Source organism: Ruminococcus sp. SR1/5 (assembly GCF_000209835.1).
In the GTDB taxonomy this organism is placed as follows: domain Bacteria; phylum Bacillota; class Clostridia; order Lachnospirales; family Lachnospiraceae; genus Blautia_A; species Blautia_A fusiformis.
This window is the reverse complement of sequence record NC_021014.1, coordinates 2,591,616-2,606,327: the sequence shown is the minus strand read 5'-3', so window position 1 is coordinate 2,606,327 and position 14,712 is coordinate 2,591,616. Positions and strand designations below refer to the sequence as shown.

Sequence of the window (14,712 nt, the reverse complement as noted above, 5' to 3'; positions counted from 1 at the left end):
AGTTCAAACCTTCTTATTCAAAAAATCTTTTATTTTTACAGATGCTTCTATTATACTGGATTCATTGAATGACAGCAAGAGCCGGCAGAGAGAAGTTAAACCTTGCTTTTATCCTGCCTGCACGATATACTAATATAATACATATCTGACTAATGGAGGGTTTTACAAATGAAAATTGCAGCAACATACGATAATGGAAACATTTTTCAGCACTTTGGAAAAACGGAGTTTTTCAAGGTATATGAGGTGGAAGATAACAAGGTTGTTTCCAGTGAAGTGATCAGCTCCAATGGCACCGGACATGGTGCACTTGCAGGACTTCTTGCAGAGCAGGGAATCAGCGTTCTGATCTGTGGAGGAATCGGCGGCGGAGCACAGAGTGCACTTGCTGAGGCTGGCATTGAGTTATGTTCCGGAGCACAGGGAGATGCAGACACAGCTGTGGATGCTTATCTGAAGGGCGAGCTGGTATCCACAGGTGTGAATTGTGATCATCACCATCATGAGGATGGACATTCCTGCGGAAGCCATGAGAATGGACACTCCTGCGGCGGTCATGAAGACGGACATTCCTGCGGAGGCTGTGGCGGAGGATGTGGTTCCCAGCCATCTATCACAGGCCCTAATGTCGGAAAAACCTGCCGTACACATTACAGAGGAACCTTTAATGACGGAACACAGTTCGATTCTTCCTATGACCGTGGCGAGCCACTGGAATTCATCTGCGGAGCAGGACAGATGATCAAAGGCTTTGATGCGGCAGTTGCAAACATGGAGGTTGGCCAGGTGGTAGATGTTCATCTGATGCCTGAGGAAGCTTACGGTATGCCGAATCCGGATGCGATTTTTACACTTGAGATCGAACAGCTTCCGGGTGCTGAGGATCTTACTGTAGGACAGCAGGTATACCTCTCCAATCAGTATGGTCAGCCGTTCCCGGTTAAAGTTAACGCAAAAGATGAAAAAACCATTACTTTCGATGCTAATCATGAGATGGCAGGTAAAGAGCTGAATTTCAGAATTGAATTAGTAGAAGTGAAATAAGAAGGAACAGTGGGAGGTGCTGTATGGGAGCATATGGCATCTCCTTTTTTGCCTGAAGGGAGGAAGCTTTCCTGATGAGGATCTCTATGATACCATTTGGATTACTGTCCGGTTTTATGGATAGCAAAGAAATCCGGATCACAGAGCTGGGTGAAGATGGATTTCGATTTCGGCTGGCAGAGGAATGCCCGGAACCGGAGCAGTTTCTGATCTGTTTTTATGATATGAAAAAAGCCGGGTACAGGAGAGTGGAGATCCGGAGGTTTGGGATGAGTGCAGCAGAGGAGCAATGCCTGCAGGATCAACAGCCAGTTGAAAAGAAAACCGGAAAATATTTTTACAGGGAATATTCTGTGAGAGTGGAACAGAAGGATTATGTACAGGAGGTTCGGCGTCTGGCCGGAGAGTACAACAGATATATCCGTCTGAAGCTGGATGGAGACGATGGAGAGCTGGCGAAATCACTGACCGGTTATCCTGCGGAGCTGGATGAGATGCATTGCAGGAGTCTGGAGGAACAGAAGAAGCGGTGGTTTTTTAGAGAAAATGAAAAGGCTTCCGGAAATCCACAGGATACAATGGGTGCAGAAGAATTAAGGCTTTTGGATAATGCAGAGTTTGCCCTGGAATTAAACTGCACTTCCCTGTATGAAGAATATCTGTGCCAGCCGCTGCAGGCTTTTCTGGCGTCTTACTGGCAGAAGAATTATCTCACTCACAGTTATTTTGCAGGCCGGATACCGGACAGATTTTATATTGGAAATCAGTTCTGCCATAATTTGTTTCCGATAGAAGAGCAGCTTTTTTCTATCATGGATAAAGTGTATTCGGAGGGATCGGAGATCACACTGGTATTTTCTTATATCCGGGAATTTATGCTTTTGTCTGTGGGAAAGCTTCTGGAAAAGGTGGATAACTGGTGCTGTATTCATGGGGTGAATGTGGAAATCGTAGTCAATGACTGGGCCATGGTGGAAATGCTCTGTGGAAAAACATCCCGCCTGCATCCTGTTCTGGGCACATTGCTTAATAAACGAAAAAAGGATCCGCGAATGAAATATAAATCCGGTGATACCTTATTATTTCAGCAAAACAGCCTGAATGCGGGGTTTTATCGGGATTTTCTGGCTGAAGAATTTCATATCCACAGATACGAGTGGGAGTCCTGTGGATATCCACAGGAGCTTCCCCCGGGAAAAAACAGTCTGCATCTGCCTTTTTATCAGACAAACACTTCGCAGTATTGTCCATTGTATGCTTTGTGCACCACTGGGGATCGTGGTACACAGCAGCTTGCGGAGCACTGTCCGAAATTTTGTGAAAAATACACACTTCTTTATCCGGAACATTTACACATGGCAGGGAGGTATAATTCCCTGTTCGGTGTGGATAAAACATTTCCGGAGATACCTGAAATGTGGAAAAATATAAAAGGCACAAAGCCGGATCGCATTGTTGTTAATATATGACAGGTGATGAGCAGGCTGTGAAGGTGGAGCACGAATATCTGTTTGACAAGAATACATTGCAGAAAAAGGAACAGGACATGGATAACAGTATGAAAATAACAGCCGGGTTAGGCTCCATAGATGAATATGAACGTTTTGTGCAGGCAGGAGCAGATGAATTTTTCTGTGGCTATGTACCATTTTCCTGGGCGGAAAAATATGGCACAGTAATGCCGTTAAATCGCAGGGAGGTTCTCTGTTGTAATGTTCAGCTTGGAGCATACAGTGAGCTGGAAATTCTTTCCCGGATGGTAAAAAATATAAAAAGCCGGTGCATCTCACCTTCAATTCCCTGTATTATCTTCCGGAACAGTATCCGGAGATCGGAGATATCATAGAAAAGTGCATGGGAATTGGATTTCGAAGCTATATCATTGCAGATCCGGCGCTTCTTGTTTATCTGAAAAACAGGGGGATTTCCTGTGAGATCCATCTCAGCGGAGAGACAGGGGAAGTGAACAGCGAAATGCTGAAGATGTTCCGGCGCTTTCCTCTGAAGAGATTGATCTTTCATCGGAAAAACACGTTCCGGGATATGCAGTCTGTTATTGCATCTCAGAGAGAAGTGGAAAAACAGGCCGGGATCCGACCGGAGGCGGGAATGGAGTTCGAGCCCTTTGTGCTGAATGAAATGTGCCAGTTTACGGGAGCATTCTGTAATTCTCTTCACTGTGATGAGATGGGATATCTTTGCAGGGTGTCCTATTGGCTTGGAACTGTACGGAATGGTGATGCTGTTCCGGAAAAAATAATGGCTCTTCAGGAGCAGGCGTGGGATCAGGAACCGGATCTGAAAGCATATGATGAATCCGGATATCTTTGTGGTGAGACAGGCTGTGGACTGTGTGCACTGTATCAGCTGAAGCAGGCAGGGATCACGCATCTGAAGCTGGTTGGCCGGGGAAACTATGTGGATCACATGGAAAAAGATATCCGGAATTTGCGAAAAGCGTTGGAAATCCTGGACGCTGCAGAAAATGAAACAGCGTTTCAATGTATGATAAAGAGAATATTGTTTCCACATGGGTGCAGTGAAAAGTGTTATTATTGATGGAAGAATATAAATATTCACAAAACCGGGATCTGGGCAGAATATACTTTCAGGAGAAATCCTGGAAATATCAAATTGCTAAGATAGTGTGAGGAGAAAGGATATAAAATGAATTTCGAGCGTGTAAAAAGAGAAGAAGCAGATACAGTTCTGAAGCTGTACCGTTCATTGCTGGGGACGCCCTATTGTGTGTGGACAGAGGAGTATCCTTCAGAAAAAGAAGTGGAATTTGATCTTTCCAGAGATGCGCTGTTCTGTATGCGGGACGATACGGGAAATATCGCAGGTGTGATCTCCATTGATGATGATCCAAATGTGGAATGTCTCACATGCTGGTCAGAAACCATGGTGCCGTCAGTGGAGGTCTCCCGGGTGGGAGTATGTCAGGAATTCCAGAATCAGGGGATTGCCGGGAAACTTCTTAAGGGTGTGATGGAAGAGCTGAAGAAGCGGGGCTATAAAGCTGTACATCTTCTTGTTGCGAAGGACAATGTAAAAGCACTCCGTTCTTATGATAAGCTGAATTTTGAGAACGTGGGAGAGTGTGAACTCTGGGGACATATGTACTGGTGTTATGAGAAAGCATTATAAAAAATGAAAAACAGGTATCTTTTTGCCGGGTGGTAGATCGACCACCAATGTCAGATCGATAAGTGGTGGTCAATACACAGTCAGCGGAGAAGATACCTGTTTTTTGTTTGAAAGCAGATCAGATCCTCCGGCAGCTGTCCCTTTCGATCAGCTGGTGAGGTACAATGATCTTTGTGGCCGGAAGGCTCGGATTTTCGATATGACTGATCATCTGCGTGGCTGCTTCCATTCCAAGCTGCCCGGAGTTAATATCAATGGAGGTCAGCTGAGGCGAAGTCAGTCTGGCAAAAAGTGAGTTGTTAAAGGAAAGAATGGACAGATCCTCCGGTATGGAGATATCTGCTTCCATACAGATCCTTTCCAGAGAAAGCGCCAGAATATCATCACTGACAAGCACAGCTGTAGGACGATCCTCGCTTAAAAGCAGCTTTCGAAGCTCCTGAAACTCATCCTGGGAAGCTGCCGAAACCTCTATACAGTATTCAGGCTGTACGGTTAATCCGTGACTGATCAGCGCAGTCATGTAGCCGGTTTTGCGGTCTGCGGAAAAGACCAGGGAATTATCTACACCCAGATAAGCGATCTTCCGGTGGCCCAGAGCATAAAGATACTCCGTTGCCTCCTGTCCGGCCAGAAGGTTGTCATTATCGATATAGATCGTATGATTGGTGTATTGTGCCGGTTTTCCGATCAGGATATAGAGAAGTCCTTCACTGAAAAGAAAATCAATAACAGGATCATTCACACGGGAATAAAGAACAATAAATCCGTCAACCTTACCGCTTCTGGACATGGAACGTACTGCGTTAAGGATCTCTTCTTCATTCTGACCGGTAACAATGGTGCTGATATACTGATGTGCGTTACAGTAGTGGCTGATCCCCCGGATCGTCTCAAGGTAAAAGGAATTCTCGTATGTCTCCTTTGGGGATGGAGGCAGGATGATACCGATGGAGCGGGAAATCTGTGCTGCCAGGTTGCTGGCCTGGAAATTCGGCTCATAGCCAAGCTCCACCATGGCTCTGCGTACACGTTCCTTGGTTTCTTCACTGATAGATGGATTATTTTTGCAGGTTCTGGAAACGGTGGACGGGGACACCCCGGCCAGAGCTGCCACATCTTTGATGGTTACTGCCATAAATTTGCCTCCTCACGGATATGCCGGATCAAAGCGGAAGTATGCCTCTGATCCGGCTTTTTTATCTCAGTCTGATAGAGATATTGTAGTTCATAACAAGGATACTGTCAAACATATTGCACGGAAAATTGCATGAAATTGCGTAAAAACAGATGCACAGAAAATCAGGTAGTGAGATGCAGACAGATTCTGTTTGATATAATAAAAAACTGCACAAAATCAGGATGTAAAAATTGTAAGAAAGGTAGAAAAGACAAAAACGCATTGCACTTCATGCAAAACGGACGTATAATTTACGCAAACGGTTGCGTAGATTATATGAATATGCATCCGTGAGAGGATAATAGATAAGATGCTCTGAGATGCAGGGCTCAACATAAGGAGAGAAAAGATATGGATAAAAGAGCAGCCGGCATTCTGATGCCGATCACAAGCCTGCCGTCAGAGTACGGCATCGGATGTTTTTCAAAGAGTGCCTATGATTTTGTGGACTGGCTGAAGGAAGCGGGACAGAGCTACTGGCAGATTCTTCCGCTGGGACCTACCAGTTACGGAGATTCTCCGTACCAGTCCTTCTCCACTTTTGCGGGAAATCCGTATTTTATCAGCCTGAAGGCACTGGTGGAGGAAGGCGTCCTTACAAAGGAGGACTGTGATAAGGTCAGCTGGGGAAGAAGAGCAGACAGCGTAGACTATGAAAAAATCTACAAAGGCCGTTACAAGCTTCTCCGCAAAGCTTACGAAAACAGCAACATCAGCGAGAATCCGGATTATCAGAAATTTGTTGCAGAAAACAGCTGGTGGCTTTCCGACTATGCACTTTTTATGGCAGTAAAGGATCAGTTCGGCGGTGTTGAGTGGACAAAATGGGCAGAGGATATCCGCCTTCGCTGGGCAAATGCCATGGACTACTATCGCAGAGAATTATATTTTGATATTGAATTCCAGCAGTATATGCAGTTCAAATTCTATGAGCAGTGGATGAAACTGAAAAAATATGCCAACGAAAAAGGCATTCAGATCATCGGAGATATCCCGATCTATGTAGCTATGGACAGTGCAGATACCTGGGCTCATCCGGAACTTTTCCAGCTGGATGAGGAGAATGTGCCGGTGGCTGTAGCCGGATGCCCGCCGGACGGTTTTTCCGCAACAGGACAGCTTTGGGGAAATCCACTGTACCGCTGGGATTACCACAGAAATACAGGATATCAGTGGTGGATCTCCAGACTGAGCTACGTATTCCGCCTTTATGACGTGGTAAGGATCGATCATTTCCGTGGCTTTGACGAGTATTTTTCCATTCCGTACGGTGCAGAAAATGCCATTGGCGGTCATTGGGAAAAAGGTCCCGGGATCGATCTGTTCCGCAAAGTGGAGCAGGCCCTTGGCTGGAAGCAGGTCATTGCGGAGGATCTTGGCTATGTGACAGATTCTGTGCGTCAGCTTGTCCATGACAGTGGATTCCCGGGAATGAAGGTCCTGGAGTTTGCGTTTGATTCCAGAGATTCCGGCTGTGCCAACGATTATCTTCCGCACAACTATCCGGAGAACAGTGTGGCATACACAGGAACCCATGATAATGAGACCATCGCCGGATGGTGGAAGAGCATTATGGCAAAAGAGCGTAAGCTTGCCAGGGATTATCTCTGTGATAACTATACACCGGATAAAGAGCTGCATAAATGCTTTATCAGCCTGGTTATGAGAAGCAGTGCAAAGCTCTGTGTGATCCCTATGCAGGATTATATGGGACTGGATAACAGCTGCAGAATGAACCAGCCTTCCACAGTAGGAAAGAACTGGAAGTGGAGGATACGCAAAAGGGAGCTGACTGTGAAGCTTCAGAAAGAGATCCAAGGTATTGCACTTCGCTACGGACGTATGAACTGGTCTGATTAAAAGAGAGATCCAAGAGACATATTCCATTTAAACGGGACGTGAAAGAAAGTAGAAAGATTTTAGATAGAATCGTAATTTTTTATGTGATATAATGCTGTTTCGTGGAGGCAGCTGTCAGTAAAAGGTAAGGCTGACAGCTGCCTTATTGTATTTTTAGATCTGCGGTAAATGATAAAGTGATACATTTATATATGCAGAAGATCAGAAGAGAGTGTCTGATCTGTAGCAGTGGATAATCCTGAATAACGGAAGATTTTTTACAATAAGGGGAGAATTATGACAGGAAAAACACACGCGGCAGTCGGACTCGGAACAGTGCTGGCAGTTACACAGCCCTCTACGGTTTCCGGTCTGGTACTTGCGGCAGGAACAGGAATGCTTGGAGCATTGATCAGCGACATTGATGTAGGAACCTCCAAATCCCATAAGGATGCGGACCGGATCACACTGATCGCGGTACTGCTTGTGGCAGCAGAGATCGCATTGAATTATTTTTATGATTTTTCTATCTGGGAAAAGATCCGCAATAACCAGTCTATGGCGCCGGTTGCCATGGGAGTTATTATTTTTATCGCAGTCTGCGCCTTTGGAAAAAATCAGCCGCACCGGTCATTTATGCATTCGATCATGGCTATGGCCATTTTAAGTGCAGCCATATCCATGGTGTCCGTGAAGCTGGTCCTTTATTTTGTGGTTGGATTCGTATCACATCTGGTGCTGGACTGCTTTAACCGGAAACGGGTACGGATCCTGTATCCGCTGCCGGGAGGCATTGCGCTGGATTTCTGTAAGGCAGGAGGTCTTGTGGATTCCCTGCTTTTTAAGCTTGGATCTGTAGCTGTGATCTTTGAGATCGTATATCTGGCTGTGCAGATGGGAGAGAACTGGAAGCTTTTTCGAATGTAGAGGATGTTTTATTTACCGATTACGGATAATTTTATATGGGGCAGATATTGCAGGAACTGAAGGTTAGAGCGTGTTTGAAAAATCATTCCCGTAATCTGCACGCCCCACTTTGCGGTATATTTTACCCGAATTCAGTTGCCGTAGCCCGCTACGGCGCCCTCATCCGGACAAAATCTCCCACAAATTGTGACGCACATCTTGCAGAAAGCCTTTTTCAAACACGCTCTAAGCCAAAAAAGGAGCAGATTTTCCAAATACGGAAGATCTGCTCCTTTTAACCGAATCAAGGGAGTCCCCTGCTTCAATTACAAATATCTGCCTGACTCAAATGCGGATCAGGAATATCCGACTGACGGTTTATAAGTGTGATCATTTATTCTTTCTGATCCTGCAGGCACATGCTGTGTAAAGTACGTCTGTGGAAGAGTTCAGTGCTGTCTCACAGGAATCCTGGATCACGCCTACGATGAAACCGACACCAACTACCTGCATGGCAACATCATTGGGGATTCCGAAAAGGCTGCAGGCCATCGGGATCAGAAGAAGAGAACCGCCGGCAACTCCGGAAGCACCAGCCGCACTTGCAGCAGCCAGGATGCAGAGGATCAGAGCGGTCGGGAAGTCTACGCTGATACCGAGTGTATGTGCAGCTGCCAGAGCCATGATGGAAATGGTGATCGCTGCACCACCCATGTTGATGGTTGCACCAAGAGGGATGGAGATGGAGTAGGTATCCTCATCAAGTCCGAGATCCTTGCACAGCTCCATGTTTACCGGAATGTTGGCGGCAGAGCTTCTTGTAAAGAAGGCTGTGATACCACTGTCCTTCAGGCAGCGCAGAACCAGCGGATACGGATTCTGGCGTGTGCAGATGAAAGTAATGATCGGGTTGATCACCAGTGCAACAAAGAGCATGGTTCCCACCAGTACACAGATCAGACGGCCATAGCTTAACAGTACACTAAGTCCCTGCTCGGAGATGGTTGTGAAGATCAGGCCCATGATACCAAATGGAGCAAGGCTGATGATCCATTTTACGGCTGTGGAGGTTGCATCGGAAATGTTTTCGATGACAGTCTTGGTAGTTTCACTTGCGGCCTTCAGTGCGATACCGAAGATGATGGCCCATGCAAGGATACCGATATAGTTGGCGTTGACAAGTGCGTCAACCGGGTTGGAAACAATGTTCATCAGAAGGTTTTTGAGGACCTCTGCAACACCGCTTGGCGGAGTGACGTCGGAAGTATTTGTACTTTCGGAAAAAGTCAGCATGATCGGGAACAGGCGGCTGGAGATCACAGCTGCCAGTGCTGAGAGTATATTTCCCAGAAGATAAAGTACAACAACGAATTTCATGTTTGTTTTCTGGCCTTTTCCCATGTGGCACAGAGAGCTCATTACCAGGAAGAACACCAGAAGCGGAGCAATTCCACGAAGAGCACCGACGAACAGATCACCGAGAATGGAGATCACAGATGCCTGAGGGATCGCAAGTCCGAGAATGATACCAACGATCAGACCACAGATGATACGCTTGATCAGGTTGATGCTGTTCCATTTTTGAATCAGGTTTTTCATAACTAGTTTCCTCTTTCCTATTGTGTGAGTGTGCTAAAAAAATGCTGAGCCGCAAAGCAACGATCCAGTGTAAAGGGCGGATCGTTCTAAGCCGGTATTACTGCATCGCGTAAAAGCACAACAGGATAATTATATACAATTATGTCCGCCTTGTAAAGACAAATGTACATAAAACGCGAGAAAGATATAAAAAGCGCCAGATCAATGCTTCGTCTGGCGCTATATATTTGAAGTATCAGGTCCGAATTTTCCGGAAGCTTACAGCAAAGAACAGAACCTCCGCAAAGCCTGTAATTCCCCATGAGAAAATATACAGGAGATAAAGTGAGGAAATGGTCTGGAAGTGTGCAAACACCGTATAGAACCAGATGACACGGAATACACAGGATCCCAGAATGATGATGATGGTCGGTGGGATACTTTTTCCGATGCCACGGGAAGCGGCGATACTGCAATCCATAAAACAGCTGAAGGCATAGCTGAAGCCCATGATCCGGATCCTCTCCATGCCGGCATCGATGACTGCCGGTTCTGTGGCAAACAGTGACAGAAACTGCGGACCGAAAACAAGAAGCAGTCCACCAAGGATCGCGCCTGCGATGAAGGCATAGGTAAGGCTGATCCCATAAGTTTTCAGCATACGTTTTTATTTCCGGCACCCCAGTTCTGACCGATGAAGCTTGCGCATGCAGTATAGAAAGCAAACATGACGTTGTAGATCAGAGAGTCTGCATTTGCGGCAGCGGCATTTCCGGAAACCGTGACTGCATCGAAGGAGTTGACACCGGCCTGTACGAACAGATTTGCAATGGCAAAAATTCCATTCTGCAGACCTGTGGGAATACCAAGAAGCAGTACTGCTTTACAGGCCTTCGGGTGAAGACGGAGCTTACGCAGGGATACCCTGCATTCGTCTTTTCTCCGAAGGAGGTGGATCATTACCAGCGCTGCGGAGATATACAGTGCGATCGCGCTGGCAGTTGCCACACCTGCGGCGGCCATATGACAGACGATAACGAAAAACAGGTTCAGAAGAACGTTGATCACTCCGGCAATGGAAAGATAGATCAGCGGTCGCTTCGTATCGCCGCGGGCACTTAATACGCCGTTACCGAAATTGTATACAGCCATGGCCGGCATACCCAGAGCATAAATCTTCATATATAAAACAGCCTGGTCCATCAGCTCCGGTTTCGTATTCATCATGGACAGCATCTGTCCGGAAAACAGAAGACAGACGACACAGACCAGAAGTCCTGCGATGGCACAGAGAAGAAGAGATGTATGAATCGTTTCTTCGGTACCTTTTCTGTTTTCGGCACCCAGCTCGTGTGCTACACGAACATTGACTCCGGCGCCCATGCCGATCAGGATTCCGGTAAATAAAGTGACCAGCAGAGTTGTGGAACCCACAGCTCCAAGTGCCATGTAATCTGCAAATCGCCCTACAACCGCAACATCACTTAAATTAAAAGAACCTCCAACACCTGGGACCCCATCAGGGGAAGGCTAAAGAGGAGGATATTTTTCCAGAGAGAGCCGGAGGTCATCTCAATGGAAGACGTTTTCTTTTTTTCATTTTTCACACATAGTTTACCTCATAAAAATTATAAAAAATTCCTTCATCCAAGGTATACAATACTATGTTGGAATAGGTTTGTAAAGAGGGGAAAATAGCTCTTTTACCAGGCGCAGAGGTTTGTTTTTATTTATAGATTCTACATTGATTTCAGTACGAACAATGATATAATAAATGAGAGCAATAAGAAAGTATTTTCAGAAATATTGGAAATATAAAATACAGCAGACTAAGGAGGAACTCAATACAATGAAAATCGGAAATGATATTTATTATGTAGGAGTAAACGATCATCAGGTAGACCTGTTTGAGGGACAGTATGTAGTGCCAAACGGAATGTCCTACAACTCCTATGTGATCAAAGATGAGAAGATCGCAGTTATGGACACTGTAGATGCCGGCTTCACAGAAGAGTGGCTGGGAAAAGTTGCAGAGGTTCTGGATGGTGCGAAACCGGATTATCTTGTAGTCCAGCATATGGAGCCGGACCATGCAGCAAATATTGAGAATTTCATGAAAGCATACCCGGATACAACTGTTGTTGCCAACACAAAGACCTTTACCATGATGGAGAATTTCTTCCGTGGAATGGATCTGGAAGGAAAGAAACATATTGTAGCCAACGGTGACACCCTGACACTTGGAAAACACGTTCTTACTTTCGTATTTGCACCGATGGTTCACTGGCCGGAGGTTATGGTTACATATGACAGCACAGACAAAGTTCTGTTTTCCGCAGACGGCTTTGGCAAATTCGGAGCTCTTGATGTAGAAGAGGACTGGGACTGCGAAGCACGTCGCTACTATATTGGAATCGTCGGAAAATACGGTCCGCAGGTACAGAAGCTTCTCAAGGCAGCAGCAACTCTTGATATCCAGACCATCTGCCCGCTTCACGGACCGATCCTTACCGAAAATCTTGGACATTATCTGGAGAAATATGATATCTGGTCTTCTTATAAAGTAGAGAGTGAAGGAGTAATGATCGCCTACACATCTGTATACGGACATACAAAGAAAGCCGCAGAGCTTCTTGCACAGAAGCTGGAGGAAAAGGGCTGCCCGAAGGTTGTTGTCTGCGATCTTGCAAGAGAAGACATGGCAGAGGCAGTGGAGGATGCTTTCCGCTACGGCAAGCTGGTACTGGCCAGCATTACATACAACGGAGAAGCATTCCCGTTTATGCGTACATTCATCGAGAACCTGACAGAGCGTAATTACCAGAACCGCACCATCGGCCTCATTGAGAACGGAAGCTGGGCACCGACTGCAGCTAAAGTCATGAAAGGAATGTTCGAGAAGAGTAAAAATATCACATGGCTTGAGAACAATGTAAAGATCATGTCTTCCCTCAGTGATGAGAATGCGGCAGAGATCGATGCAATGGCAGAGGAGCTCTGCAAGTAATTTCTGAATACCAGAACAGCTTATAAAAATAAAGATATAACATAATAAAAAGACGTGGATCCGTAAGGCCACGTCTTTTTATTTACCAAGTAACAGTTACATCCTCTTACACCACATAAATCCATAAGCCGGAAGCTCCACATCCTTAAGCTCCAGTGTCTGGTCAGTGATCAGATCGCGGAAGGTTCCTTCCTCCTGCATCCAGGCAGTTTTTTCGCTGTCACTGAAATTGAAGATTCCGATGAAACGTTCGTTTCCTTTCTGGCGGAGGATGCAGAGAATGCTGTCATCATGAACATCGTATGTATATACATCACAGTCCTTATCAAAAACAGATTCCTGGCTGCGGATCTGCTCCATGCGGCTAAGAGTCTGGAAGATCTGTCCCTCAACGGAGGATTTGGAGTTTCTTTTTCCGGCAAGCTCCCACTGGAAAGCACCACGGTGGATATAGCGGGAATCTGCAGCCTTATCCGGATCCTCTTTATAGGAATAATCATTGAGACGTCCGATTTCATCGGAGCTGTAAAGCATCGGGATTCCGGACTGGGTAAGCATATATGCGTGAAGCATCAGATCCTCGCGGATACCCCTTTTCAGCTTCTCGTCATCTTTTTCAAAAAGAGCAGCCTCGATCCCGCACATGGAAGCAGTAGTTCCGCAGAAACGGGCATCCTGAGTTACCGGGTCATCATTATAGAGCTCTCCGCGGCTGTCGCTTCCCGGATGCTTTCCTGTAAAGAAATCATTCAGGTAACGCTTATGAGATGGCTCATCCATGCCCCAGTCTTTCAGAGTGGCGAAATCAAGTCCCCAGCCGATATCGTCATGGCAGCGGAGATAATTCAGGAAGGTGTACTGCTTCGGAAGGCTGTTTACAACGTCCATCTGTTTTTTCAGAAGGCGGATATCGCGGGTGGCAATGCTGTTCCAGGTTGTAGCCATGGTGGTTACATTGTAAAGCATATGGCATTCAGGTTTCTCTACAGTTCCGAAATAAGGAACAACCTTCTCCGGCTCCATAACGACCTCACCCAGAAGAACAACACTGGGGCAGACGATTTCAGCGATCATACGCATCATACGGACGATGGTATGAACCTGTTTCAGGTTACGGCACGGAGTTCCAAGCTCTTTCCAGATATACGGAACCGCATCAATACGGATCACATCCATTCCCTGGTTTGCAAGGAAGAGGAAGTTATACATCATCTCATTGAAAACACGGGGATTGCCATAGTTCAGATCCCACTGATACGGGTAAAAAGTAGTCATGACATAATGACCGATATCCGGAAGCCAGGTAAAGTTTCCCGGAGCAGTGGTAGGGAACACCTGAGGTACGGTCTTTTCGTACTCGTCCGGGATCTCACGGTTGTTGTAGAAGAAGTAACGGCTCATATATTCGCCGTCACCCTGGCGTGCCTTTTTGGCCCACTCATGATCCTCGGAAGTGTGGTTCATAACAAAATCCATACACAGGTTCATTCCGTTTTTGTGGCATTTATCTGCAAGGGCAGCCAGGTCCTTCATAGAACCAAGGTCCGGGCGGACTTTGCGGAAGTCGGCTACTGCGTAACCACCGTCGGAACGGCCCTTCGGAGTGTCCAGAAACGGCATCAGATGCAGGCAGTTCACGTTGCATTCCTTAAGATATGGAAGCTTGGCAGAAACTCCCTTGATGTTGCCGGCAAAATTGTCAATATAGAGCATCATGCCAAGCATATCCTTCTGGCGGAACCAGTCCGGATTTTTTCTCTTTCCAGGTCGCGGTTTTTGAGCGCGCGTCGGCGTGCTGTAAAATACTGGTACATCTGGTCGCAGAGCTCTGCAAACATATCGTCATTGTGATAAAGCTCTGTGTACAGCCATCGAAGCTCGTCGTGATGATGGTTTAAACGTTCCTGAAAAATTTCCTGATCTTTTTTCATGATTTCCTCCCTGAATAGATATTTATAGATGTCGGGAAAACTGTAAAATATTTCCCGGCGGTAATGGTTATCTGACA

At 46.2% G+C, this 14,712-nt stretch carries 14 protein-coding genes and 2 pseudogenes; 9 read left to right on the top strand and 7 right to left on the bottom strand.

Annotated features, from left to right (window positions below):
- Positions 1–168 precede the first annotated feature (168 nt).
- From CK1_RS12955 to CK1_RS12935, 5 genes are all read left to right on the top strand, one after another.
- The gene (locus CK1_RS12955) at positions 169–1,044 is read left to right on the top strand and encodes an FKBP-type peptidyl-prolyl cis-trans isomerase (RefSeq protein WP_015526664.1); all 876 of its coding nucleotides are present in this window, start codon (positions 169–171) and stop codon (positions 1,042–1,044) included.
- A gap of 86 nt (positions 1,045–1,130) precedes the next feature.
- Complete coding sequence (locus CK1_RS12950) at positions 1,131–2,513, top strand: hypothetical protein (RefSeq protein WP_173722995.1); 1,383 nt, start codon at positions 1,131–1,133, stop codon at positions 2,511–2,513.
- Between the two features lie 23 nt (positions 2,514–2,536).
- Positions 2,537–2,890, top strand: coding sequence for a hypothetical protein (locus CK1_RS12945; RefSeq protein WP_306288916.1), 354 nt, complete (start codon positions 2,537–2,539; stop codon positions 2,888–2,890).
- Positions 2,824–3,603 (top strand): U32 family peptidase, encoded by a 780-nt coding sequence (locus CK1_RS12940; RefSeq protein ID WP_502685105.1) that lies wholly within the window; start codon positions 2,824–2,826, stop codon positions 3,601–3,603. Before CK1_RS12945 ends, CK1_RS12940 begins: the two co-directional genes overlap by 67 nt.
- 108 nt (positions 3,604–3,711) lie before the next feature.
- A complete protein-coding gene (locus CK1_RS12935; RefSeq protein WP_015526660.1) occupies positions 3,712–4,194 on the top strand; it encodes a GNAT family N-acetyltransferase in 483 nt (160 codons plus the stop codon).
- 118 nt (positions 4,195–4,312) lie between these two features.
- Here CK1_RS12935 and CK1_RS12930 read toward each other — a convergent pair whose 3' ends face one another.
- Positions 4,313–5,332: a LacI family DNA-binding transcriptional regulator gene (locus CK1_RS12930; protein WP_015526659.1), complete on the bottom strand. Its 1,020-nt coding sequence runs from the start codon at positions 5,330–5,332 to the stop codon at positions 4,313–4,315.
- A gap of 393 nt (positions 5,333–5,725) precedes the next feature.
- Between CK1_RS12930 and malQ the strand changes: the two genes are divergently transcribed.
- Together malQ and CK1_RS12920 are read left to right on the top strand one after the other, a co-directional pair.
- Positions 5,726–7,234, top strand: a complete 1,509-nt coding sequence (gene malQ / locus CK1_RS12925) for a 4-alpha-glucanotransferase (protein WP_015526658.1) — start codon at positions 5,726–5,728, stop codon at positions 7,232–7,234.
- A 276-nt stretch (positions 7,235–7,510) separates the two neighbouring features.
- Positions 7,511–8,140, top strand: a complete 630-nt coding sequence (locus tag CK1_RS12920) for a metal-dependent hydrolase (protein WP_015526657.1) — start codon at positions 7,511–7,513, stop codon at positions 8,138–8,140.
- Between the two features lie 8 nt (positions 8,141–8,148).
- On the opposite strand, the pseudogene CK1_RS18430 reads toward CK1_RS12920, so the two are convergent.
- Positions 8,149–8,337 (bottom strand): annotated as a pseudogene (locus CK1_RS18430) (DUF6783 domain-containing protein).
- Here CK1_RS18430 and CK1_RS18425 point away from each other — a divergent pair.
- Positions 8,275–8,418, top strand: a pseudogene (locus CK1_RS18425) (DUF6783 domain-containing protein); the annotation flags it as partial. The pseudogenes CK1_RS18430 and CK1_RS18425 overlap by 63 nt on opposite strands.
- Positions 8,419–8,509: 91 nt before the next feature.
- Here CK1_RS18425 and sstT read toward each other — a convergent pair.
- From sstT to CK1_RS18415, 3 genes are all read right to left on the bottom strand, one after another.
- Positions 8,510–9,718, bottom strand: coding sequence for a serine/threonine transporter SstT (gene sstT / locus CK1_RS12915; protein WP_015526656.1), 1,209 nt, complete (start codon positions 9,716–9,718; stop codon positions 8,510–8,512).
- 235 nt (positions 9,719–9,953) lie between these two features.
- Positions 9,954–10,358 carry an MATE family efflux transporter gene (locus CK1_RS18420; RefSeq protein WP_015526655.1) on the bottom strand — a complete coding sequence of 135 codons (405 nt, stop codon included), beginning with the start codon at positions 10,356–10,358 and terminating at the stop codon, positions 9,954–9,956.
- Positions 10,352–11,146 carry an MATE family efflux transporter gene (locus CK1_RS18415; RefSeq protein WP_015526654.1) on the bottom strand — a complete coding sequence of 265 codons (795 nt, stop codon included), beginning with the start codon at positions 11,144–11,146 and terminating at the stop codon, positions 10,352–10,354. Before CK1_RS18415 ends, CK1_RS18420 begins: the two co-directional genes overlap by 7 nt.
- 400 nt (positions 11,147–11,546) lie before the next feature.
- Here CK1_RS18415 and CK1_RS12905 point away from each other — a divergent pair, with 400 nt between their 5' ends.
- Positions 11,547–12,704 (top strand): FprA family A-type flavoprotein, encoded by a 1,158-nt coding sequence (locus CK1_RS12905; protein ID WP_015526653.1) that lies wholly within the window; start codon positions 11,547–11,549, stop codon positions 12,702–12,704.
- A gap of 96 nt (positions 12,705–12,800) precedes the next feature.
- Here the strand turns inward: CK1_RS12905 and CK1_RS12900 are convergent, their stop codons facing one another.
- A complete protein-coding gene (locus CK1_RS12900) occupies positions 12,801–14,420 on the bottom strand; it encodes an amylosucrase (protein WP_015526652.1) in 1,620 nt (539 codons plus the stop codon).
- On the bottom strand, positions 14,417–14,635 hold the full coding sequence (locus CK1_RS18410) for a hypothetical protein (RefSeq protein ID WP_015526651.1): 219 nt from the start codon (positions 14,633–14,635) through the stop codon (positions 14,417–14,419). The genes CK1_RS12900 and CK1_RS18410 overlap by 4 nt, the downstream gene beginning before the upstream one ends.
- Between the last annotated feature and the right edge of the window lie 77 nt (positions 14,636–14,712).